The 23,757-nt window shown below is 45.8% G+C and carries 21 protein-coding genes; 9 read left to right on the plus strand and 12 right to left on the minus strand.

The window, feature by feature from the left end:
* Nucleotides 1–15: 15 nt before the first annotated feature.
* The 3 genes from pepN to LFX25_RS05935 form a co-directional block, all read right to left on the minus strand.
* On the minus strand, nucleotides 16–2,541 hold the full coding sequence (pepN, locus tag LFX25_RS05925) for an aminopeptidase N (RefSeq protein ID WP_238729408.1): 2,526 nt from the start codon (nucleotides 2,539–2,541) through the stop codon (nucleotides 16–18).
* A 165-nt stretch (nucleotides 2,542–2,706) separates the two neighbouring features.
* The gene (locus LFX25_RS05930; protein WP_238729409.1) at nucleotides 2,707–3,963 is read right to left on the minus strand and encodes an MFS transporter; all 1,257 of its coding nucleotides are present in this window, start codon (nucleotides 3,961–3,963) and stop codon (nucleotides 2,707–2,709) included.
* Nucleotide 3,964: 1 nt separating this feature from the next.
* Nucleotides 3,965–4,543, minus strand: a complete 579-nt coding sequence (locus tag LFX25_RS05935; RefSeq protein ID WP_238731514.1) for an NUDIX hydrolase — start codon at nucleotides 4,541–4,543, stop codon at nucleotides 3,965–3,967.
* Between the two features lie 182 nt (nucleotides 4,544–4,725).
* Here LFX25_RS05935 and LFX25_RS05940 point away from each other — a divergent pair, with 182 nt between their 5' ends.
* Genes LFX25_RS05940 through LFX25_RS05955 form a run of 4 tightly spaced genes read left to right on the plus strand, consistent with a single transcriptional unit; the run spans nucleotide 4,726 to nucleotide 10,002 of the window.
* Entirely contained in the window at nucleotides 4,726–6,750 is a 2,025-nt protein-coding gene (locus tag LFX25_RS05940) for an ATP-dependent helicase (RefSeq protein ID WP_238729410.1), read from the plus strand.
* Between the two features lie 2 nt (nucleotides 6,751–6,752).
* A complete protein-coding gene (locus tag LFX25_RS05945) occupies nucleotides 6,753–7,400 on the plus strand; it encodes a tetratricopeptide repeat protein (protein ID WP_240009034.1) in 648 nt (215 codons plus the stop codon).
* Nucleotides 7,304–9,628, plus strand: coding sequence for an LIC_12586 family protein (locus LFX25_RS05950; protein WP_238729411.1), 2,325 nt, complete (start codon nucleotides 7,304–7,306; stop codon nucleotides 9,626–9,628). The genes LFX25_RS05945 and LFX25_RS05950 overlap by 97 nt, the downstream gene beginning before the upstream one ends.
* The gene (locus LFX25_RS05955) at nucleotides 9,598–10,002 is read left to right on the plus strand and encodes a hypothetical protein (RefSeq protein ID WP_238729412.1); all 405 of its coding nucleotides are present in this window, start codon (nucleotides 9,598–9,600) and stop codon (nucleotides 10,000–10,002) included. Before LFX25_RS05950 ends, LFX25_RS05955 begins: the two co-directional genes overlap by 31 nt.
* Nucleotides 10,003–10,123: 121 nt before the next feature.
* On the opposite strand, the gene lpxB is transcribed toward LFX25_RS05955, so the two are convergent.
* From lpxB to LFX25_RS06000, 9 genes are all read right to left on the minus strand, one after another.
* On the minus strand, nucleotides 10,124–11,419 hold the full coding sequence (lpxB, locus tag LFX25_RS05960; protein WP_238729413.1) for a lipid-A-disaccharide synthase: 1,296 nt from the start codon (nucleotides 11,417–11,419) through the stop codon (nucleotides 10,124–10,126).
* Complete coding sequence (locus tag LFX25_RS05965; protein ID WP_238729414.1) at nucleotides 11,373–12,221, minus strand: LpxI family protein; 849 nt, start codon at nucleotides 12,219–12,221, stop codon at nucleotides 11,373–11,375. Before LFX25_RS05965 ends, lpxB begins: the two co-directional genes overlap by 47 nt.
* Nucleotides 12,222–12,234: 13 nt before the next feature.
* Nucleotides 12,235–12,468: an FmdB family zinc ribbon protein gene (locus LFX25_RS05970; protein WP_238729415.1), complete on the minus strand. Its 234-nt coding sequence runs from the start codon at nucleotides 12,466–12,468 to the stop codon at nucleotides 12,235–12,237.
* A 37-nt stretch (nucleotides 12,469–12,505) separates the two neighbouring features.
* Entirely contained in the window at nucleotides 12,506–13,939 is a 1,434-nt protein-coding gene (locus tag LFX25_RS05975; protein WP_238729416.1) for an SH3 domain-containing protein, read from the minus strand.
* A 19-nt stretch (nucleotides 13,940–13,958) separates the two neighbouring features.
* A complete protein-coding gene (locus LFX25_RS05980) occupies nucleotides 13,959–15,578 on the minus strand; it encodes a TolC family protein (protein WP_238729417.1) in 1,620 nt (539 codons plus the stop codon).
* Nucleotides 15,579–15,622: 44 nt separating this feature from the next.
* Nucleotides 15,623–16,498: a succinate--CoA ligase subunit alpha gene (sucD, locus tag LFX25_RS05985; RefSeq protein WP_135780686.1), complete on the minus strand. Its 876-nt coding sequence runs from the start codon at nucleotides 16,496–16,498 to the stop codon at nucleotides 15,623–15,625.
* 12 nt (nucleotides 16,499–16,510) lie between these two features.
* The gene (sucC, locus tag LFX25_RS05990) at nucleotides 16,511–17,683 is read right to left on the minus strand and encodes an ADP-forming succinate--CoA ligase subunit beta (protein ID WP_238729418.1); all 1,173 of its coding nucleotides are present in this window, start codon (nucleotides 17,681–17,683) and stop codon (nucleotides 16,511–16,513) included.
* Between the two features lie 579 nt (nucleotides 17,684–18,262).
* A complete protein-coding gene (gene ruvA, locus LFX25_RS05995; protein WP_238729419.1) occupies nucleotides 18,263–18,901 on the minus strand; it encodes a Holliday junction branch migration protein RuvA in 639 nt (212 codons plus the stop codon).
* A gap of 83 nt (nucleotides 18,902–18,984) precedes the next feature.
* Nucleotides 18,985–20,040: an MBL fold metallo-hydrolase gene (locus LFX25_RS06000; RefSeq protein ID WP_238729420.1), complete on the minus strand. Its 1,056-nt coding sequence runs from the start codon at nucleotides 20,038–20,040 to the stop codon at nucleotides 18,985–18,987.
* Between the two features lie 528 nt (nucleotides 20,041–20,568).
* On the opposite strand from LFX25_RS06000, the gene LFX25_RS06005 reads away from it, so the two are divergent.
* The 5 genes from LFX25_RS06005 (at nucleotide 20,569) to LFX25_RS06025 (ending at nucleotide 23,732) form a co-directional block, all read left to right on the plus strand.
* Nucleotides 20,569–21,090 carry a DUF4256 domain-containing protein gene (locus tag LFX25_RS06005; RefSeq protein WP_406600519.1) on the plus strand — a complete coding sequence of 174 codons (522 nt, stop codon included), beginning with the start codon at nucleotides 20,569–20,571 and terminating at the stop codon, nucleotides 21,088–21,090.
* Nucleotides 21,091–21,255: 165 nt separating this feature from the next.
* Entirely contained in the window at nucleotides 21,256–21,519 is a 264-nt protein-coding gene (locus LFX25_RS06010) for a hypothetical protein (protein WP_238729422.1), read from the plus strand.
* 383 nt (nucleotides 21,520–21,902) lie between these two features.
* Nucleotides 21,903–22,244: a TM2 domain-containing protein gene (locus tag LFX25_RS06015; protein WP_238729423.1), complete on the plus strand. Its 342-nt coding sequence runs from the start codon at nucleotides 21,903–21,905 to the stop codon at nucleotides 22,242–22,244.
* Nucleotides 22,245–22,287: 43 nt separating this feature from the next.
* Nucleotides 22,288–22,590, plus strand: a complete 303-nt coding sequence (locus LFX25_RS06020; protein ID WP_238729424.1) for a DUF2752 domain-containing protein — start codon at nucleotides 22,288–22,290, stop codon at nucleotides 22,588–22,590.
* A gap of 143 nt (nucleotides 22,591–22,733) precedes the next feature.
* On the plus strand, nucleotides 22,734–23,732 hold the full coding sequence (locus LFX25_RS06025; RefSeq protein ID WP_238729425.1) for a fatty acid desaturase family protein: 999 nt from the start codon (nucleotides 22,734–22,736) through the stop codon (nucleotides 23,730–23,732).
* Nucleotides 23,733–23,757: the final 25 nt, after the last annotated feature.

Below are 23,757 nucleotides of genomic sequence, written 5' to 3' on the forward strand. Positions count from 1 at the left end.
ACTCCTACGAAATCCTCACTGTCTCGAAAGAATTTTCACCGTCCTTTCCAAATCATCCCTGTGTTGTTTTAAGTCCTTCTTGAGCAACGCAGGAATTTCCTTCTGCTCTTTCAAAAAACGATTCGTTTTGTCGACGAGCGCTTGATTCGGTTCTACACCCGGAAACAAGATATTTCCAAAAGCGGAGGAAAAATGAGAATCGCGATCCTTATAAATTCCGATCACCGCAGCAAAGTATAAGTCTTCGTATTGCTTCAGCATATCTTCCTGATGATCCCAGTAAAAACCGCGCATTCCGTAACGAAGCGTATCCGTGGAACGTATCGTTTTTGCATTCGTGAATTCTTTCCAGGCTTCGGCTTTGGATTTTGCGTCCGGATAGGCGACTCTCGCACCGTATGCTTTTTTGGCGCCCAGATCGGAAGTGTCCGCTTTTTCCTCTTGCGCGATGAGATCGAGCGCGTCTCTGTTTCCGAACGCGGAGAGGCGAGTCAAAATGCTCCATCTTCTTTCCTGATCGATTTTAATTCCGGGAATGACGATCCTTCCATCCAAAAGATCTTTTAGGTAGGAGAGTTGACCGGGCGTTCTCGAAGTTCCTTCCAGCATTCGATACCATACGATTTTTTCCTCTTCCTTGGTGGATGAGTCGTGTAACCCGCGTTTGGCGAGTTCGTTCAGCTTCGTGGACCATTCTTCCCTGTGTTCTTTTTTGAGATAACTCGCTGCGATGGAAGAAGCCTTCGTTAGGATATGGCTGCTTCGAACCGCGATATCCTCTTCGTAAATTCCTTGTGCGAATACCAGTTCGAGAAAATCCTTCGGAGAAATTTCCGCGTCGCGCGTCATCTGCCACAGGGAACCCCAGAGAATTCTCCGTGCAAAACGATCCTTAAGTTTGTTCAAAGAAGTTTTTAAAAGGGCGATCCCATCCTTCGGGAGATATGTCTTCGCATACGCATAATCGTTCGTGTTCAATACTACGATCTCGGAAGATCCCGGTTTGTGTTTATAAGGGAGAATCGTTTCTTGTCCTTTGACGACTACGCGGTCCTTCCACGCGACTTCGAACGCGTCGCCATGCAGGGAAAAAATCGTAACTTCCAGCGCGTGTGTTCGAAAAAGTCCGTTCTTTTCGGAAGGAAGCTGCCGGATTAACAGGTGATCCTCTTTCCATTCGGGAAGGAGAGTGTTCACTCCGGTCGTATCCAGCCACTCTTTACTCCAGCCGCGGATATCGATTCCCGACGTTTCGGACATCGTATCCAAAAAGTCGGTTTGAACCGTATTCGAATTCGCGAATTTCTGAAAGTATTTCCGCATCGCTTTTCGAAAAGAATCCTCTCCGATATAGTACATCAACTGTCTAAGGACGGAGGCTCCTTTGGAATAAGAGATCCCGTCGAAGTTGCTAATGGCGTCTAACGTGTTTTCTGCGCTTCCGGCGATCGGATGAGTCGTGGACAACTGATCTTCCCGATACGCCCATTCTTCCCGAACGTAAAAATGTTCGAGTGCGTCTGGAAATAATTTTCCGTGCGACATCGCGTAATAGGAAAGATAATCCGCAAAACTTTCGTTCAACCAAAGATCGTTCCACCATTTCATCGTGACAAGGTTTCCGAACCACATATGAACCATCTCGTGATAGATCGTATTGGCTCTTCCGAGATATTCGGAGTAGATCCGGGGACTTCTAAAAATATAATGTTCCGAAAACGTAACCGCTCCCACGTTTTCCATCGCGCCCATGTTGAATTCCGGAACGAAGATCTGATCGTATTTGCCGTACGGATACGGAAGGTCGAAATACGATTCTAAGAACGCAAAGGATTCTTTCGTAATCGCAAACAGATTCTCCGCATCCAAATATTTGGAAAGGGACTTTCTGCATAAAATTCTTAGGGGAATGTTTTTGTATTTATCTTCCCAGACCTCGTATGGTCCGGCGATCAATGCGAACAAATACGTGGAGAACAAAGCGGTCTTCTGAAACCGAATGAAGATTTTTTCTTTTTGAACTTCTTCTTGGAGAGGAAGAGTGTTGTGGACGTATTTCCATTCCTTCGGACCTAAGAGAGAAAGTTCGTATGTCGCTTTGAGATCGGGTTGATCGAAACACGGAAACAATCGGTGCGCTTCGAACGGTTCGAAGTCCGTATGAAGATATTCCGAATTGTCCGAAGGATCTTTGAACTGATGAAATCCCGAACCGCTGTGATTGTAGTCGTTCACGTACTTGATCTTGATTTCATTCTTCCCTTGATTGAGCGATTCACCGGGCAAATCCAATGAGGAATCGGTTTTGGTATAACCGGAAAAATCCTTTCCGTTCAGCAGAAATACTTCGATCTTCTTCGTTACGAAGTCCACTTTGAGTTTTCCCTTTCCTTTGCCTGTATAAAAAAAGAGAATCTTCGTTTCTCCCTGATACGTGGACGATCCCGCTTTCAGATCGAGGCGAATTTCGTAGCTGACTTGGTTGACGAGGCTCGCTCTTTCGAGAGCTTCCGATTGTGTGAGTATATTTGGAGCGTCCATGTGATTTCCGTTTTTACAAGAACGCGGGGGTTCCGTAAAGGAAAAAGAGAACGCCCGTGTCTAAGATTTTTCCAGCAATAAATAATTTATAGAGTGTTTTAAAATTCAATTTTTCATTCAGAAACGAATTCGCTATAAGGTTCCGGCTCGTTTAAAGCCGGGTTCCTAAAGAATGTCTTTGAGCTGCATTTTCCGAAGGCGGGGAGCGATTCCACCCACAAACGCGACCGTCAAAAGGGTCAACGCGCCTCCCGCTACGATGGACTTACGGATTCCGAGCCATTCCGCGGTCACGCCGGATTCGAATTCTCCGATTTCGTTCGAAGAACCGATAAAGATATGATTCACCGCAGAAACCCTTCCCCTCATGTGATCGGGCGTATGCATCTGCACGATAGTATGACGTATCACGACGCTGACCATATCGAAAGCGCCGGCCGCCGCAAGACAAAGAAACGAAATTCTATAATCGTTAGAAAGTCCGAAAAGAATGATGCTAATACCGAAACCGAACACGCAGGAAAGAAGAATCCAACCCGAATGTTTTTTCGGAGGTCTTGCCGCGATGAAGAACGCGCAAAGAACCGCGCCCACTCCTTGAGCAGAACGAAGAATTCCGAAAATCTCCGGACTTTGTCCGAGAATCTTTTCGGTAAACGAAGGAAGAAGTGCGACCGCGCCTCCGAACAACACCGCGAACAAGTCGAGTGAAATCGCTCCGAGAATAATCTGATGTGAAGAAACGAATTTCCATCCGCTGCTGAGGCTTTGCCAGATGGTTTCGCTTTCTTCCGGTTTCGGAGGAACCGGTTTTCCTTTTACGAGAAGCATCATCGTTAAACCGAAGGCCATCAGCAACAGATCCGCCGAATAGGCGAAATAGAGACCGGCTACGATCAGCATTCCTCCCGTAAGAGGACCTAAAACCAAAGAAGTCTGCCACGCGATTCCGCTCCAGGTCGCCGCGTTCGGAAACGTTTCCTTGTCGACGAGTTGCGTTTGAAACGCTGCCGTTGCCGGATTTAAAAATCCTCTCGCGATTCCGGAAAGAAAGATCACTCCGTAGATCGGATACACTCCGAAATCGCGGAGAATCCAATTCATATTAGGAACTACTAATACAAGGAGCAGAAGGGAACAGATCGACAAAAGGCCGAGGGCGGATGTGATGATTTTTTTTCTAGGAAACGAATCGATGATAAGACCGGAAAACAAGGCCATCGTGATCGAAGGAATCGCTTCCGTAAGTCCGATAAATCCGACGTGCAGGTTGCTTCCCGTGAGATGATACATTTGCCAGCCGACCACGGTGGTTTGAATGCTGATGGAAAGAGTCACCATAAACTTGCCGAAAAGAAAGGAACGATAATCGGCGACTTTCAGCGCTTGAAAAGGATCGTGTTTTGTTGAAGTTCGAGTCATTCTAATTTTGGATTGGGTTTTTTATAAAATACATTCCGAGAGCGGCGACCATCATTCCGTGATGAAGAATGTTTTCGTCGATCAAACGGGGAACATTGCGCAGAGGTGTTTCAAAGATTTCGATTTGTTCGCTGTCGTCCAGATCCTGATCGTGAAGTTTACGAACGTTTTTCGCAATAAAAGTATGACACCAATTGTTCAAGATCGCGGGGTTTCCGGTAACCTTTCCCAAGTATTCCCATTCGTCGGAGACGTAACCCGTTTCTTCCACGAGTTCGGCTTGTGCCGATTCGAGAAGAGTCGCTTTCTCGGCGATTCCTCCGGGGATTTCCAAACTGAAACGATGGATTCCGTGTCTATATTGATCGATGAGAAGAATTTTGTCGTCCGGAGTGAGTGCGATCACGTTGACCCAATCCAAGGATTCCAAATGAAAAAAGTCCCTCGAAACTTTTCGGTCGGGGGAGGTGGTATGCCAGGAAACGAGTTTGAAAATCGGGGTTTGGATCAGGTCTTTTCGATCGTTTTTGGACCAAAGATTCGAGAGAGGATCGTATTCTTCCGGGTTAAAAGGTTTCATTCTCATCTCCATTCTTTCCAAACCTGTTTTTTTATCCAAGAGAGAATTCCGACCTTGGGAAGAATGACGTTTTTTAGGAAAGAGATCAAGTGGACGGAACTCCTGCCCACAATCGTTTCTAAGAATTCCGGGATGTACAGGATTGACAGAATCTTTCCCGCTCTAATTATGTCACATGTCCCATGAAGCTCAATCCTGAACAGGAAAAAGCGGTTCGTCACGTTGATGGACCGATTCTCATTTTTGCCGGCGCCGGCTCCGGAAAAACGCGCGTGATCTCCAACCGAATCGCGCATTTGATCGAAAACGCGGGAGTTCCCGCGGGAAAAATCGTGGCCTTATCGTTTACGAACAAGAGCGCGCGCGAAATGGAAGAGCGTGTTCGCAAAATGATCCCGCGCCAAAAGCTCAAAGGAATCGTATTGTCCACGTTTCATTCTCTCGGACTCAATATTCTCAAAAAACACATCGGACTTTTGGGATACAAACACCCGTTTCTTTTGATGAACCAAAACGATCAGGAAGGGTTCGTAACTACATTACTCATCGCTAATAAAGTAGAATTAAAAAAAGCGAAAGTTTCCGAGGTTCTCGGAAAAATTTCGAGGATCAAAAACTCCGGACCGGCTTACAGAGAATATCTGGACTCTTCCTTGGTCGAATCGGATCAGATCGCGAATCTCATCTTCGACAGTTATCAGACCTCTCTCAAAGAACAGAATTCTCTCGACTTCGACGATCTCATTCTTTTACCCGGAGTGCTTCTCCGCGATTTTCCGGAAGTAAGAGAAGAATATCATAAGAAGTATCAATACTTTATGGTCGACGAGTTTCAGGACACGAATCAGACGCAGTATGTTTTTCTAAGATCGCTCATGGGGGAGAATCGAAATCTTTGCGTGGTCGGAGACGACGACCAATCCATCTACGCGTTCCGAGGATCGGATCTCAGTTTGATTCTCGGATTCGAAAACGATTTTCCCGAAGCCAACGTTGTGCGCCTTTTGGAGAATTACAGATCCACACAAGTAATCATACAAGGCGCCAATTCGCTTATCAAAAACAATCTTTCGAGAAGATCGAAGGAATTATTTTCCTCCATACCCGGAGGAAGAAAGATCCGTTACATCGAGCGGATGGATGAGAAGGACGAGGCCGCGTACGTCGTCGATTGTATCCGCGACGAAATCATCAAGGATGCGAGAGTAGGAAGCCAGATCGCGATTCTTTTCAGAACCAATTTTCAAACGCGCCCGTTCGAGGAGGAACTGAGAAGCCGTTCCATTCCGTATAAACTCGTGGGCGGATATAATTTTTTCGATCGAAAGGAAGTTCGGGACATGATCTCTTACATCCGTCTGATCGCGAACACGAGAGACGACGCTTCTCTACTCCGAATTTTGAATTATCCGAAGCGCGGGATCGGACCGGGAAGTATTTCTCTCATCCACGAAAAAGCCGCGCACATGGGAGAATCCTTATACGAAATTCTTTTCCGAGTCTGCGAGTCCCCCGATTTCATTCCGGGTCTACAGAAAAAGATTCAATCCGAGATTTACAACTTCGTAAACCTGATCGAACGGACCAAAAAGAAATTTTCGACGGCGCCTAAGATGTATTTTGCGTTCCGCGAATTCATCCAAGACGTGGGAATCGAAAAGGAAATCCTTCTCGAGGAAAAAGACGAGAAGGTCGCCAAGGCGCGCTCCTTCAACCTTTCCGAACTCGTGAACATGATGTCGTACTTTGAGGAGAATCACGATTCTCCCGAAAAACCGACTCTGTTTGATTTTATCAACCGGCTCAATTTGCTTATGGAAGACGAGACTCCTTCCGAAGATGATAAGGAAGACAATCGGGTCCAGCTCCTCACGATTCATCAATCGAAAGGATTGGAATTCGATTCCGTTTATGTCGCAGGAATGGAAGAAGGAATTCTTCCCAACTCTCGAGTGTTAACCGAAGAATCCTCCGTGGACGAGGAAAGGCGTTTGCTCTACGTTGCTATGACCCGTGCCAGGAAGCATTTATGCTTGACAGGGGCCGCAAATCGACGCAAATTTGGGGAGCAAATGGCTACCCAGGCCTCCCGGTTCCTTACGGAAATCGATTCGGAGACTATGGACTGGGTTTCCAATGATGAGGTTCGGCAACAGGAGACGGATGACTTCTTCGCCGAGCTTGAAAAATTGAAAACAGGATCGTAGACATGACTTTTTACAGAAATATATTTACTCTGGTGATCATTCTCCTTCTTTCCGCTTGCGCGAGCGGTCAGAAATCCGTGGATTCCGGCCTTTCTCAGGAATCCGCAGTCCGCTCCAAGATTCAAGGAATCGATTCCCAACTTTCCGTTTCCAATTTGGACGAAAAAAAACGTTCGTCCTTACTCATGGAAAAAGCAAAATTACTGCTTCAAATCGAATCCTATAAAGAAGCTTCCATCGTTTTAAAACAAATCCAAAGCTCCAAGGAAGGAAAAGGTCTGGAACACTTAGATCATTACCTGGGAGCCGCTTATCTCGGAATCAACGACACGGAAAACGCGATCGTTCACTTCAGAAAATCCGAGTCCTTGGATAAGAATTACGAGTCCACCACCCGTAAGAAAATGTATGCAAAGGCCCTCTATCAAGAGGAGAAATACGGTCTCGCACTCGGAATTTTGGGCCGCGCTTCCAGAGAAAGGGACTTTGAAAAAGACATTCTTTTTTACGAAACCGTAGCCAACAGCTTTATGCGGATCAAGGAATTCAAAAGATGCCAGATGGTTCTGGAAGAGGGTCTTCAGAAATTTCCGGAAAGTCCGGTTCTGAAGGAAATCCAGGAACAACTTTCTCAGGTTCTTCCCCGATAACTCGCCCCGACTTCAAATTCAACTTCCTAAACAGGGTTCTACAAAAGATCAAAACGTTAGAGCCCGTTGATCTCGTCCGCTTTTTCGGTTCTTTCTTTACGTTCTTAAAAGAAAACAAAAGAACCAGAATCATTCTCATCTCCTTTTTGATCGTCGTCGGAGTTCACGCGATCGTAGTCGAATCGGTCGGCTATTACGTTCGAAATTATCTTTTGGATCTCCGAGGTCTGAAGGAACTTTCCAGAAACTTTATCAACAAAGAACTCGGACGCGCGGTGACTCTCGGAGTCGTGGAATACGATTTTCCGAACGCGGTCGTATTCGAGGACTTTCGAATTTCTTCCGAAGAGGATTTCGCTCTCAATCATATTCTTTTTCGAACAAACAAGATCCAATTCAAGCTCGGCGGATTGTGGAAAGGACAACCGTATATTCGCGGAATCGTAGTCAAAGATTCCGCGATCAACATCGATCTGCAGGATCAGATCGCGGGAGAATTGATCGGTTATATCCAAAAGATCAACATTCCCGAAATCCGGCTGATGAACACCACGATCACGATCTCGCGCGGCGGAGAAGAGGTTTTGAACGCGTTGAAAGGAATCGATATCGTGATCACCAAACGGCCCGAAGGTGTAACCGTTGCGGTGAGCGATTCTTTGTTTCCGTTCCCGTATTCCCGTTTTATTCAGGGAAGTTTCGAGACTCAGTTCGATTCTCCCGAATCGAAAAGCAAATTCCGTTTTCAGAACGTAAAAGCGGAAAAGATCCGCGGAGTGTATTCTCTCTTCGGAAGAATGGCTCCGAGTTCCGGAAAAATTTCGGGAGAATACGAGATTCTTCTGAACGGAAAGAAGGTTTCCATCCAAGGAAAGAATCAGTTCACCAACATATCCGGAAAAATTCTCCAGGAACTTCCTTTGGGTTTGAAAATTCCCGATCTCAAAGACGCGGATCTCGTTCACGAGATGGATCTGAAGCTGGATGAAACCGGTGAGAAACAGATTCATACGTTTACAAAAGAAGAGAATCTGTTTCGTCTAACGTATTCCCTGAATCCGAAAAAGCTCGCGAGCTGGGAAGTCTTTGCGGACTGGAAAAACATCCGGGAACTAAAGACGATCTTTCAGTTTCCGGGTGATTTGGAAACTCTCGAAGGTCAGATCAACCTCAAAGGGAAATGGGAAGAATCCGGCAATTACGGGGATTGGGTCAAAAGCAGCGTTTCTCTGAGCCTTTTGGGATTTCATTGGAAAGATCCGTTCTTCGACGTTCGTCTCGATCAGGCCGAGCTGAACATCGCGCCCGGAAATCTGATAGACTTGAATGCGAAGGGTTCTTTGTTTCAAGAAGCGATTGCCACCAAAATCACCGGCAAAACGGGATGGAAAAAAGCGGTTCGCGGGAACGGTTCTTTTTATTATCCTTTATACAACGATTGGAAGTGGGAACTCGAACTGGATCGGGTTTCGGTGAAGGATTATCTCCCCGTGTATCATTCCTGGAAAAATTGGATTCGAACCGATATCAAGACGCGTCAGGAAAAACTCGTTCCCGAAATCAGTTGGACAAGAACCCCGTTTTATAAATATCTAATGGAGTTCCTTACGATCCAAGTTCGCTGGAAATTGAAATCCTTTCGATTCAAGGATCGGGATCTCGGAAGAACGACGTTGGACGGAAAGATCGTTCCTTTCTTTTCGCGATTGGACCTGAAAGGATATCGCGAAGAGAATCAGTTTGTGGAGGCGTTCGCCAATTTCACCTTCGGTCAAAACAATCCGTATACGGATCTGAGAATCAAGGTAACCGAAATGCCTTGGGAAGAACCGGTGAACGGATTTTGCGGATCTTGGATTCTGCCGGAAACGGTAACTTCGGATACTACGATCCGATTTTTCGGGGACGATTTTTTGGCGCTTCATAATTCCCTCAACGTGTTGCATAACGTGAGTTTCAACCGTGCGCGTTTTCAGGACAAACGATCGCTTCCTTTGAATCTGAGAGAACCGTTCGATTTCGGATACGAACTCAATCTTTTGCCGACTCTCTCTTATTATAGGAATATTTTTTGGAAAAATGAAAGCGCGGATCTTACGGGTTACGGCGCCGTCGAAAATCATCGCATTCGAATCAACGCCAATGGAAAGTTGAACGATGCGTTTATCAGTAGAAAATTCAAGGAGGAGTCCGGAGAATGCAAACTGGAATCGATCGGAGACAGATAATTCTCATCTCGGCCGGAATTCTTTTGACGATTCTTTTGGCGTTCGGGATTTATCTTTTTATTTTCAGAAGTTCTGGCATTCAGGTCGGAAAGAGTTCCGAGTTCAAGGTGGATCTGATCGGCACATGGAGAGTTTCCCCCATCGTTCCCGCTAAACAGATTCGTTTTATCAGCGAGAAGGAAGCCGTTCTTTTGGAAGAAAACGGGGAAACAAAGTTGTATCTTCTGGAAGACGGAGAAGGACTTCAACTCAGAAGAAGAGGAGAAGAAACTCCGAGCGGTTATTTTTTATTTCGCGAATTGAAGTTGAATACGTGGCAAGGTCTTTGGGGCGATGATCTTGTTGTTCTGAAGCGGATTTCAGCGGAAAATTGAAGAAGTGTAGGAACTGCCACATTGTATCGGAGTTGTTCGTCCCTCCGATGTGGGAACTGCCACCCGCTCTAGGTAGGTCAATCAAAGTTTGACCGTGCAGTCAATGTGGGAACTCCTTCAACTATCCCGGTTCTTCCGTTTTTTCCAAACCAGACTTTTTAGCTCCCCCTTTAATCAGTTTCGTAATTTCTCTCGAAGCGTGGCGGGACGAATTCTCGTTTCCCAAGGCTTCCTTAACCTTACGGATCTCTTCGATCGTTTTCGAACGGTATTTTTTGTTTTCCAAAAGTGCGATCGATTCTTCCACGATGTGAGGAGGGGTGCATTCCGCTTGAACCAATTCTCTGCAAATTTCCTTTCCGGAAAGAATATTCACAAGTCCGATATGCGGAGTACGGATAAACAGAGAACCGATCACATACGTGAACATGCTGACTTTGTAAAGTATGATCATCGGTTTCTCGAAGTAGGCGACTTCCAGCGTGGCCGTTCCGGAGGTTACTAGAACCAAATCCGAAGCTTCGATGGCGCGCAGAGAACGATCGAAAAGATATTCGATTTTTAGATTCGCGTATTTCGTTTTAGCGAGTTCGATTTGTTCGAGGATAAAGACTTCTTCCTTCTGATTGATGTTCGGCAAAAGGAAACGGATCTTCTTTTTTTCATTTTCATAATGATCGGAAAGTTGTCCTGCGGTTTCCAAAAGATCGTTTAAGATCCTTCGAATCTCGCCGCTACGCGAACCCGGCATCAACGTAACGGTGGAATGAAAATGCGTTTTATCTTCCGGTTCGGGAATGGCGGCTTCCTTGCGGATTTTTTCCCTCAAACGAACGGCGAGAGGATGTCCCACAAATTCGCAAGGCACTCCGTATTTGTCATAAATTTCTTTCTCGAAGGGAAACAAAACGAGCATCAAGTCGATATTGTCTCGGATCGTATAAATCCGATTGAACTTCCAAGCCCAGAGCTGCGGAGAAACGTAGAAGATGACGGTGACGCCGAGCTTTTTTAATTCTTTTGCGAGACGAAGATTGAATCCCGGATAATCGATCAGAATGGCGTGTGTGCAATTTCTTTCCACGGCTACGTTGAGAAGTCTTCCGATGAGCGCCTTTAAGAACCTGTATTTGAAAAGAATCGCGGAAAATCCGATGATCGACAGTTCTTCCATGGATTCGATCGAAGTGAATCCTTCTTCGATCATTCTTTCCCCGCCGACTCCGAACGTTTCGAGATCGGGAAAGTTTTTCTTGAGTTCGCGGATGAGTTCTCCTCCCAAGAGATCTCCCGAATGTTCTCCGGCCAACATGAGAATTTTCGGATCTTCTTTTTTGCTCGGCGCGGCCGGGCGTCTGGACGCGGAAGGGCTACTTGATGTTTTGGGTTGTTGAGTTGATTTTCGTAAGGTTGCCACTGCCGATACTCAAGATGTGGATTTTTAATTTTTCTGCAAGGTTAATAAATTCTTTGGGATGAACGATGATCGTCTCTCCGGTTCGGAGCGCGAGCGTGCCGCAGTTGTTTTCATACATTATGCGGAGAGTTTCCTCGCCGACTGTGGGAAGATCGAAACGGTGATCCTGATTGGGTTTGGAACTTTTACAGACGATCGCCTTTCCTTTTTTTGCGTATGAACCGCCTCGTTGGATTGCGAGGTCCGTTCCTTCGACGGCTTCGACCGCGAGGACTGATTTGTCGAGAACTACAACCGTTTGACCGATGTCGAGACCCGCCATCTTTTCCGCGTATTCCATTCCGAAAGCGACGTCTTCGAGTTCCTTTTTGCCGAGGGACTTTTTCGTGTATCTGCCTTCGGGAAGAAAGAGGGATTTTAAATACGTCTTTTGGGAAATGATCGTGATCTTTTCCTTGGCAAACTCGTCCGAGACCGTCTTGAAGATCGAGTAGTCGTGTTTGTTGATCATTCTCGCGAGAAGGCTGATCGCTTTCAGATCAAATTTAAGATTTTTGAATATGATTTCTTTTTTAACTTTTCCGAGAAGAAGAAGCCGATCTATGTTATGTTGTTTGCATAACTTCATTAGCGTCCCGATCTTCACGATATGAATCGGCAAATTGCGGTCCGCGTATTCGCCGACCTGAAAGTCGGATTCGATGATCGAGAGAAAGAGAGGATTCTCTCCGGCCGCGAGAGCCTCTTTCATACCGATATGCGGGAGCTCTCCCGCTCCGGCGAGAATTCCTAATCTTCCCAAAACGAACGGCCCGTTAATCCGAAGAGGAAGGAGCGGACTTTGTGGATTCTCCCGAACCGCTTTTTTTATAATCGGTCACGTAAAAGCCGGTTCCTTTGAAGATGATCCCGGAGCCGTTAGATATCATTCTTTCCACTTCCCCTTTTTTTCCGCAGAGGTGACAATCCTGGATCGGATCGTCCTTCATGGAATGGAATTGTTCGAACGTTTGTCCGCAGGCTTTACATTTGTAGTCGTATGTCGGCATGGATTTCTCTCTATTAGAATGTTCTAATTTAATATTGCTACGGCACGAATTTGAATTGGAATACGCTCAGGCTCGAATCGCCGTTCTCCCTCGCCATCGGAAGACAAAGTCTCCAGCGAATTCCGGCAACTGAGTCGATCGTTTCGAGGGAATCGATTCCCGAAAGAACCTTTTTTTCCGCAACGATCAAACCGCCTTGAAAACCCGCACCGCCGCTTTGTATGTTTAGACGGAATCTCTTCTTGGAAAAATTGTCCCCGGTGATGTAACGGTTTCGATTGATGGAAATACTTTCCTTATCCATCTCGATCTCGAACGCTTTTTGCAATTCTCCCGGCGAACCCGCATACAACGTGAAAACGGGGAGGGGCTCGTCTCCGCCTAAAAAGGAAACGTAAAATTCCAGATCACGGAACGGCTCCTCCACCGCGCGGCAAATCGAGTCGTATTTATTTTGGGAAGAATGAAGAACGATTCCCGTGTCTCCGTCGAGTGCGATCTTTTCGGTGGGATGATATTCTCCTTGAAATCCGATCGGAGCCGAAGTTTCTTTCCAAGCTTCAAAGTCCCACACGGGCGCTCTATCCAAGGCGCGAAAGGATTCTTCCATGGATTGAGAGATCGTAAGATCGGACGCGACGTTTTTTAAGAAGCCGGAGAAGATCCATCCTACGTTTCCATTGCGAAGATCGAGGACTTGATTCCAGCTTCCCCGTTTGCCCGCGATCGTTTCCGTGCGCGAATCTCGGTCGAGTATGAATACGGTTTCTCCGCCTTTGAATTGGAACGCGATGGGGTTTTCGGTGCCGGGTCCCGTTCTTACGTTCAGATTCTTTCCTTCGATTTCCGCCTTACCACCGCTAAACGGAGAATCCTCTCTTCCCGAAAAGTATTCGAGTAAACGGGACAGTTTGGATCTTCCGTTCTCGTCGAGTTCTTTTGCGGAACCGGCGGACAAAGATTTCAACAACGCAATGTTGTATTCGTTGTAGAGCGGAAGAGGGTTGGACGAAATGAGTTTTGTGAGATATCGGGAAAGAACTTCTGCGGTTTCGTATTCGGCGCCGAGAGTGAGCTTCTTACAAAGCGCCCTGGTTTTGAGAAAGGAACCGTCCGGTAAAAAAGAAAAGAATCGATCTTCGAATGTATAAATCGTCCTTCCGCCGACTTCCCTTTTGGAGAATTTGAGTCCTGATTTTTCCGCGAACTTTTGCGCGGTCTTTTCCTTTTTTTCGGAAGCTACGGTTAAAAGTTGCGCGTTGAATTCAGCGAGAGACAGGGAAGCATACGAGTAGTCTTCCAAATCCGGATCTTTTTTTCTTAATACTTCTAAGACAACGTCTTCCCAATTTCCTTTCGAGAAATTCCTATATACGGAATCGGTTTTGCGGGTCAGAAGTTTCCAGACGAGAAAACCGAGCAGGATGGAAGCGAAGATAAGACCGAGGACTACAAAAAAACTCTTTCTCAATCGTACCTCGACCTTTCTATCAATCTAAATGAGGGAGAAGTTTGTCCCGATCCACTTGAAAGCGTTCGAGCAAAGAATTCTTTGCAAGATAATAGCGAAGAAGATCGATGTTGAAGTTCACTCTCGCTTGTGTCAGTCTGAGTTGATCCTGAACGTGCGTGTCGAGTGCGTTCTTTACGGAAACGGCATCGGCTCTACCTTGACGGAAACTTCTTAAAACTCCGTTGTAATAGTTTTCGGTTTCTCTTTCGGTAATGATGTTGTTTTTATAAATTCTGTGGCTCGCTTCGAGAGCTTCGATTCTGGTTTTCACGTCGTCTCTGACTTCGTTTTTCAGTTCTTCTTCTCGGAGTGTCGCCTGACGCATTCCGATGTTCGCGTCTCTTACCCCGGCATAAATTCCTTTGTCCATGATCGGATAAACGAAGTTCATTTGTCCGGTCCATTCCTTGTATTTTGCGGTGGGAATCCCGTGATTGGAGTCGGTGTAGTTTTCCTGCGGAGAAACGATGTTCTGCGCTTGGCTCGCACCGGTTCCGGAAATCGTCAAGGTAGGAAGACGGTCGTTGTTTGCGTTCTTCAGAGCCGCTTCCGCGATTTCTTTTTGTTTGAGCGCGTTCAAGAAATCCGCTCTGTGTTTATAAGCATATTCTAAATCTTTTGTATATTCCGGTTTTTCCACCAGTTCTTCCAGAAGATTGGTTTCTTCGGAGAGAGCGGTCCCTTCCGGAATTTTTAGGGAACGAACGAGCTTCCGTTTCGCTTCTTCTTTTTGAACCTGTGCGGTTTCCAATTGGTTTTCCGCTTGGGCAAGAAGAGCGTTCCACTGATTGACTTCGAAACTTTCGGAAAGTCCGAGGCCTTGTTTGCGAATGGTAAGATTGCGTATGTTCTTCGTATTTTCTACGAGCTGTTTGTAGGTTTTGACCGCTTGGGTTTTGATCGAGTAATCCCAGAAGTCGACGAGTGAATCCACGATTACGGAAGAGATTTGCTGAGACACTTGGTTCTTTGCGATCTCCGCTTGGGATTCTAAGATTTTTACTTCGTTTCTACCTTTGTATCCGAATGCGTTTTTGAGCAAGTCTTGGCTGATGGTCGCTCTTACGAATCCGGTGTATAAAGGAGGAATTCCTAAGGCGGAAAAGCCTGCGGGAGTGGTCGCCGCATTTTCAAACGCGTTCGAGTCGAATCTTCTCGTTCCCGCTTCTACTTTGAAATAGGTTCCGGTGGTTTGGAGAGTTTTTTCAATCCCGCCCTTGATCGTATCATCGGAGATTTTCGTTCCTGAGAGGAGGTTCGCTTGGTTGAAAGGAAGAATGTTCTGACTCGATCTTCCGTCCGCTACCAATCTCCAGGAATACTTGGAATCGTTTTTCAAAAAGTTCGTATCGGATTTCGCCAATTCGTAACGAAGATTCTGTAAGCTATAATTGCTTTCGAGCGCTCGCTTTACGGTTTCTTCCGTGGAAAGTTTTAGCGTCTTATTCGATGTCGCGCCGGAGCTGGAAGCTGGAGCGTCGGTTCCTTCCGCAAAAAGTGTCGCAGACAGAAGAAGAACGAAACTTCCTAAAAGTATCCGGGAAATTTCCCGAACTTTCGGAATCCTTGTTTGAGAATTTTTGATCTTATTTTCCATTCCGTGCTCCTTCCGTTTTGGACCCTTGTAAGAGTAGACCCTGGTTACCCCAGAGCCTTCTTCATTTTTTCTCCAACTTCCGCGATCGATTGGCAAACTTGAATGCCCGCTTCCTGCATCGCTTTCATTTTGGAAGTCGCCGTTCCCAAACCGCCGCTGATGATCGCACCTGCGTGTCCCATTCTTTTGCCGGGAGGCGCGGTTTGACCGGCGATAAAGCCGACTACCGGTTTTTTTACGTGATTTTTGATGTATTCCGCCGCTTCTTCTTCCGAAGTTCCGCCGATTTCACCGATCATCACGATTCCTTTTGTTTCAGGATCTTCGTTTAACAATTTGATCGCTTCGGTGTGGTTCATACCGGGAACGGGGTCTCCTCCGATTCCGATACAAGTGGATTGTCCCAGACCTTGTTTTGTGATCTGAGCCACCGATTCGTAAGTCAAGGTTCCGGAACGGGAAACGATTCCCACGGAACCCGGACTGTGGATAAAGCCCGGCATAATTCCGAGTTTTTGTTTTGCGCGGGGAGTGATCACACCGGGGCAGTTCGGTCCTACCAGTTTTGTTTTAGAATTTCGGAGTACGCTGTAAACTTTCAGCATATCGTGAGTCGGAATTCCTTCTGTGATACAAATTACGAGAGGGAGTTCCGCGAGAATTCCTTCTATGATCGCGTCCGCCGCAAAAGCGGGGGGAACGAAAATTACGGCGGCGTTTACGCCTTCGTTTTTTACGGAGTCGTGGATCGTGTTAAAAACGGGAACCTTATCTTCCCATTTGCTTCCGCCTTTTCCGGGAGTCACTCCGGCTACAACCTTTGTGCCGTAAGCGAGCATTTGTGTCGCGTGAAAAGAACCTTCCTTGCCGGTGATCCCTTGCACTACAACTTTTGTGTTTTCGTCTACTAATACTGCCATGTATGTTCTCTCTTATTGAATGAGTTTGGCAATCGTACTTGCCGCTTCGCGGAGATCGTCGACTCCGGTGATTTTCAGTCCGCTTTTGTTGAGGACTTCTCTTCCGAGTTCCGAGTTGGTTCCTTGCAGACGAACCACGAGAGGAACTTTCAAATCCACGGCTTTAGCCGCTTCGATGATTCCTTCCGCAACCATGTCGCAACGAACGATGCCGCCGAAGATGTTTACGAAGATACCTTTTACGTTCGGATCCCCTAGAATGATTTTGAATCCGTTGGTTACGGTGGTTTTACTTGCCCCGCCCCCTACGTCCAAAAAGTTCGCTGGTTCCGCGCCGGCGAGTTTCACGATGTCCATAGTCGCCATTGCGAGACCCGCTCCGTTTACCATACAACCGATGTTACCGTCTAACTTGACGTAGTTGAGGTTGAACTCGGAAGCTTGAACTTCGAGAGGATCTTCTTCCGTAATGTCGCGAAACGCCGCGTTATCCGGATGACGATAAAGAGCGTTTTCATCCAGGTCGATCTTGCAATCTCCCGCGATGATTTCATTCTGTTTCGTGAGAATGAGAGGATTGATTTCTAAAAGAGAAGCATCTTCTTTGATATAAGCTTCGTAGATCGCGAAAAGAAGACTTTGAAACGATTTGTGGGATTCGATCGGAAGTCCGAGTTCGAACGCAAGTTGTCTCGCTTGATTGAGTTGGAGTCCGATTCCCGGATCAACGGCGATTTTTAGGATTTTTTCAGGATGAGTTTCGGCAACTTCTTCGATTTCCATCCCGCCTTCCGTGGAAGCCATAATGATGGTTTTGCGGATGGAACGATCCAAAAGAATGCTTAGATAATATTCCTTTGCGATGTCGATTCCTTGTTCCAGGTATACTTTCAGGACTTTTTTTCCTTCCGGGCCGGTTTGGGGAGTGACGAGTTGCATTCCGAGAATTTTGTCGATGGCGGCAAGAGCGTCGTCTTTGGTTTTGGTCACCTTAACACCGCCGCCTTTTCCACGCCCACCGGCGTGAATCTGCGCTTTTACAACTACTACGGAACCTTCGGTTGCGTATGTGACTTCGTCGTGGGCTTTGGATCCGTTTTCTTTATTATCGATTACGACTCCAAAAGGAACGTTGGCTTTGTGCCTTCTCAGGATTTCTTTTGCCTGATACTCGTGAATTTTCATGAATTAACCTTCATTGAACTTAGTTCAGTGCTTTTAGTAGGAGGTACAGTTTACTCAAAATTTATAATGTTTTCGGTAGGAACTTTGGTGTCAGTAAAAAATTAGAAGGATTGCCGAACGGTTTATAGGAAGTTTTGGGATCGAAGGATTCGTAAGAAATTGGACGGTGAGTCCTGAGTCTTTCGGACGGCGAAGGGACCGCAACCGTCTCTCGTCCGATTTGATCGACGGGGTTGAATGGGTCGGGTCCAGGCGGGAGGTCGTTTCTGCGACAGTCGCCTTTTTGTGATGGTCGTTTCGACGACAGTCAACTAAGGAGGAAGGAAGAAGATTCGGTTATGGCCGTTTGGAACCGTTTCGGATTCGCGGGTATTGGATAGAGATTTGCGATGTAAAAACGAAAGGCCCGTGTTCCGTCCGAAGGTCACGAAAAAAAGCGGATTTGTGGGAACTCCTTCGGTTCTTCTGGACTCTGCGATTATCTGGAAAGATAGGCGACAGTCGTATATCGCGGATCGAAATCGATAATTTCGTGGGAGTTCCGGCGTTCAACATTGTAAAACGGGGTTGTGGGAACTCTTACAAACTCTTTAAAATTTCACGGATAATTTCTCCTGGGTCGGTTTCCGGAGAATTCTTCAGAACCTTATCCACTTCTTTGCTCGCGGACTTCTCATCGAAACCGAGTTGAACCAAACCGAGAATCGCGATTTCCCTTTTTCTTGCGACGGCCGCTTCTTCCGGCGTTGGAGCGGAAGCGGGAAGTGAAATCGAAAGTTCCTTCGGAGTTCCGGAAAGGAAGAGTTCTAACTTTTTTAAGTTTTGTTTTACTTCAAAGAAGATCTTTTCCGAAGTCTTACCTTTCACTTTCGGAATTTTTTCGAGCTCTTTCGCTTCTCCGGACTGGGCGATTCGATAAAGATCTTCTGCGGAAAAAAAAGAAAGAATCTTAAGCGCCGTTAATTCTCCGATTCCTTGTAAACCTTTGATGACTTTAAAGAATTCTTTATCTTGTTCGTTCAAAAATCCGAAGAGTCTTTGTCCTCGTTCGCTCATCGCGTGAAAAATATGGAGGCGAACATCTTTAGCGGAAGGGAGGGTTTTGAGTTCGAGATAGGTTTTGAATGAGATCGTTACTTCGTACGTCACTCCGCCGGCTTCGATGTGTGCGAAGCCGACTTCTAATTTTTTGAGAATTCCATTTAAACCGGAGATCATCGTTCCATCCAAGGTTCAAAAGACGGAGAGTAAAGTGAATTTTGTCGAAGTTACAACGATCCCCCGTAAAAAATACTTTTCCTTTAAAGATCGATGATTTCTCCGATGGTCCAGACCTTGAGCGGAGGAGCGGTCCCGTTTTTTTCGGAATGTAGTTTTTTCAGAAAAAGCGGAGCTTCCGAAGGAAGATCATCCCCGAGCATAAAAGTTCCCCAATGCATCGGTAGGAGAAGGGAAGAGCGTAGGATTCCGCTTACTTCCAGCGCCTCTTTCGGGCCGATATGCGCAGGTTCCATAAACCATCTAGGTTTGAATGCTCCGATCGGTAAAATCGTCGCGGAGAATCCTTGCGGAAATTTTTTTCCTATATCGGAGAAGTGTTTTGAAAAGCCGGTATCGCCGCCGAAGTATATTCTAATATTCTCTAATTCGAATGCATAGCTTCCCCAGTGATACTGGTTCATATCGGTGAGGCCCATTCTACTCCAATGTTTTGCGGGAAGAAAATGAATCTTCGTGCCTGCGTATTCCGTCGTGTTCCACCATTCCTGAATGATCGAATTTTCAAAACCTTCGTCCTTGGCAAAATCACCCATCCCGGAAGGAAGATGAACGGTCGCCTCAGGAAATAATTTCTGGATTCGTTTGATGGAATCGATATCGAGATGATCTCTATGAGCGTGGCTGACCGCAACGACATCGATTCCGGGTAAATCCTCGGGTTGAATCGGAAGCGGGGTCAAGCGAGTAAGAACAGGAGGAATCCCGGTAAATATCGGATCGGTAAGAATGTGCATTCTCTTTCCATGAAAGTTTGCGGCGATCCAAACGGTTGCATGACCGAGCCAAATGATTCTTACCTTACCTTCGGGTGCGAGAAAATCTTCCTTCTTCCTCGGAATCACATCCGGAATTTTTTGAACGTCTCCGTCTACGGTTACCGGATCGACCGGACCGAAAATTTTCCAACGAAGAACGGAGAAGAAACTTTTGTTTAGTCTTTCATCTTCCTCCAGATTATGATATTTTCCGTTTTGAAAGTGAGAAGAACGGACACGTTCCGGATCGATCGCAAAACAAGTTTGTAAGAGAATAACTACGAATAGGAAGAACAGAAAAACAAATAAAAGCTTTTTCATAAGTGTGTAATGAATCGTTCGATCCGGTTTTTTTTTCCAGGTTCCGTAAACAGTCTGTGTTCTGCGATTCTTCTTTTGAAAAAAACGACGCGGGGATTTACGTATGTCGCCTAAACAAAGGCAAAGATTTGCTATTTGATCCGCCCGATTGAATGTGTACGACAGTTACATAAATGCAGTTCACAGCTCCGATTGCCTGCAATTTAAGAATCGATTCGGCATTCGTATAAACTGGACGCAGTGTTAAGATCCGCATTCCGCATTCTGCGTTCTGCGTCCACGTTCCACGTTCCACGTTCACGAAAATCTACGACAGACGCATAAATCCGAAAAATCTGCGACATTCGTAAATTTCAAATCCCATAACTAACTCCAAAAAAAATAAAACCGTTGTATTTTACGCATACGAACGCAGACAATCGTTTTCATCCATTAGCCAGAAACGAGGTGAATTCCTTGGGACAATCGAAATCCGCAACCGATACAAAGGGAACTCGAAAAGAATTATCCCCGCCTGAACAAGAAGAGCTGCTTCGAACGTTGAAGGAGCGGTTTGAAAAAAACGGGAAACGCCATAAAGGAATCCTCTGGGCCGATGTTCAGAAACGACTGGAAGCGAACTCCAAAAAACTCTGGTCGCTCCGGGAAATGGAACGAACCGGCGGCGAACCGGACGTCGTCGATTTTGATAAAAAGACCGGAGAATATATTTTCTATGATTGTGCGGCGGAAAGTCCGAAAGGACGAAGAAGTGTTTGTTACGATCGCGAGGCATTGAATTCCAGAAAAGAGCATAAACCCGCTGACAGCGCGATCGATATGGCGTCCGCTATCGGCATTGAATTGTTAAACGAACAACAATATCGTGAGTTGCAAACTTTGGGAGAATTCGATATGAAAACTTCCAGCTGGGTGCAGACTCCTCCTTCGATTCGAAAGCTGGGTGGCGCTTTGTTTTGTGATCGGCGTTACGACGCCGTATTTCTTTATCACAATGGAGCCGAATCGTATTATGCTGCCCGAGGTTTTCGCGGTTCGCTTCGTGTTTAACATTGCGAGGCGAATTCGCATCCGATCTCTCCTTTAATTCCGCAAAACGGTGTGTACATTCCGACATCCTTAGCCGGATCTATTTTTCTATTTCCTTAATCTTTTTCGATGATATGCTTTTATGATTTGAGAAGAATTTTTTCGATCTCGAAAAGGAGAAACCAAGTGAAACTTATATCTATTCTATGGATCTTCCTCTTAGCTTTCGTTATGGCGTTTTGGTCCTGTTCCAATTACGGTCTCGATCAAGACAAACAAAAGAAGGATGAAGATAAAAAGAAATGTCAAACGGCGGTGGCCGCGTATTTATCGTGCACGTCTTCCAATCCCGCCATGGGCGCATGTGATTCCTTGTATCTTGGAGTTCTCGGCGTTTGCGGAGGCGGTGGATATGGCGGCGGCGGTTCAGGCGGAGGGGGCGGATACTGAGTTTTATTTTCCGAAATGATTCTAAATCGAGAATATTCTAAGAACTGAATTTGTTTCGATTTTTACCCCGTCGGCGCGGTGTTTTTTCTATAATGATATATCTTCAGTTTAATTATAACGGAATAAAAGTAAAAAATATTCATTTTATAGAGCGATGGGATCTATATTCCTCCCCGTATTATGATCATGTGCACATTGGGAAATGTGATCTGTTTTTAAACTGACCGGCTTTTTTTATTCTTATCGGCCTCTGCATACTCGACTTCGATTACCGCTTGGATGCTGATAGGTTTCACCGCACGCATGTTTTCGTTCGTAAGAGAAAAATCCTTTTAGTTTGAAAATCGGTTTACGGTTTTCTAATGTATTAGGAGGAAACAATCTTGAACGTTATAGCTTCTAAAGGAGCCGATGAAGTTTTTTGCGGTTCTTGCGGTTCGGTCATTAAATTGGCCGCAGAAATTTGCCCTAAGTGCGGGGTGCGTCAAAAAGGGAGCGCGGGAAATTCCGGCGCGAATGGTTCGGACAACTGGCTGACTACCTTCTTACTTTGCTTCTTTTTGGGGGTATTGGGAGGTCACAGGTTTTACACCGGCAAGACCGGGACGGGGCTTTTGATGCTTTTTACCGGCGGCGGCTGCGGTGTTTGGGCTCTGATCGATTTAATCATGATTCTCACAGGGAATTTTAAGGACTCCAACGGGAATCAAATCACCAGAAACTAATTCCGAAACGGCCTCATGTTTTGTGCGGGGGCCGTTAGTCTCTATGTTAAAAAATTTAAAACCAATCTTTGTTTTCGGCGGGACTTTCTTATTTTATAATATTCCCCAGGAGTATATGACCGGCCGATATACGATTTGTCTTTTTAAAGTGCTATTAGATCAGGAATGTTTCGGTTGCGGCACAGTCCGCGGATTTTGGTGTATTCTTCATTTACGATTTCAGGATGCGCTCGCCTTAAACGAACTGATTTTCTTAACCTTCCCCTTGTCCGTGTTTTTAGTCGTTCGATGGGCGATCGGAAAGGAATGTCTCGGTTTCATTTTGAAACGGTTTCGCTTCCGGTAAATCGGATCGATTTTCTTTTCGCCGTTTTTAAACGAGACGTTTCGATTTTTTGTCGCAGTCCGACTCGAAACGTTCGGTCATTTTCCATTGCAGAAAATCCCGTGCTTTTTCACAAAGGAAGAAACACATTGTGAAAGCCTAAAATGTCTTATCCTCCTCGAAGAAATCTTCCCGAAAAAACGAATCGAACGATCGCTTTTTTGTTAAGCGCATTCTTTTTTACGTTGTATTTTTGGAATCCGATTTTCAATCGGGTAGACGGCTTTTTGTTTTCAATTTCAAAGCCGACCGCGGTAACGATTTCTATGGCGGTCGAAACATCCGAATCGATTTTTTTCGCTACGATCCTCCTTCTTTTTTCCGCGATTTTTTCTTATACGCAGTGGGCGCTCATCCACGAATGCGTTCACGGGAATTTTTCGAACTCGCGGGATGAGAGTCATCTTACGGGAAGAATTCTTTGCATTCTTTTCGGGACTCCGTATCAGGTCGTAAAAACCGCGCATCTCATGCACCATAAATTCAACCGTGCGGAAGGGGAGCGAATCGAATATTTGGAAAACAACAAGACGCCGATTCGGATTCAGAAAATCTTATACTACGTTCGGCTTTGTTTAGGAACGTATTTTCTGGAAGCCGCAGGCGGTTTTCTTCTTTCTCTTCCCTTGTCTTGGAGTGCGCCGATTTCGGGGAAATACATTTCCAAATATCCGGTTCACGCGGCGTTCTTCAAACAGATCCAAAAACGGGAAATTTTGCGCGAACTTAGAATCGATTCGTTTTTGATTCTTCTTTTATACGGTAGCGCGTTTTATTTTGCGGGTCCGCGGATCGGATTTTTGATCGCGGTCTTATTCCTCCGGGGTTTTATCGTTTCCTTTTTGGATCATTCATATCACTACGGAAAGGAAATCGATAACGTATATTCCTCGTATAACCTTTCTCTTCCGAAATCGTTTTCGTTTCTTTTTCTCAACTTCAACTATCATCGAGTGCATCATCATTTTCCGGGTTGTCCTTGGAACAGGCTGCCGGTTCAATTCGCGAATTCGAATGATACGATGGATTCTCCCCTTTGGAAACAAGCTCTGCGTCAACTGCGAGGGCTTTTGATTCTTCCCGAAAAATCTCAAAACATCTGACTCAATTTGATTGTCAAAAGGGGGT

The organism is Leptospira sanjuanensis (assembly GCF_022267325.1).
GTDB lineage: Bacteria > Spirochaetota > Leptospiria > Leptospirales > Leptospiraceae > Leptospira > Leptospira sanjuanensis.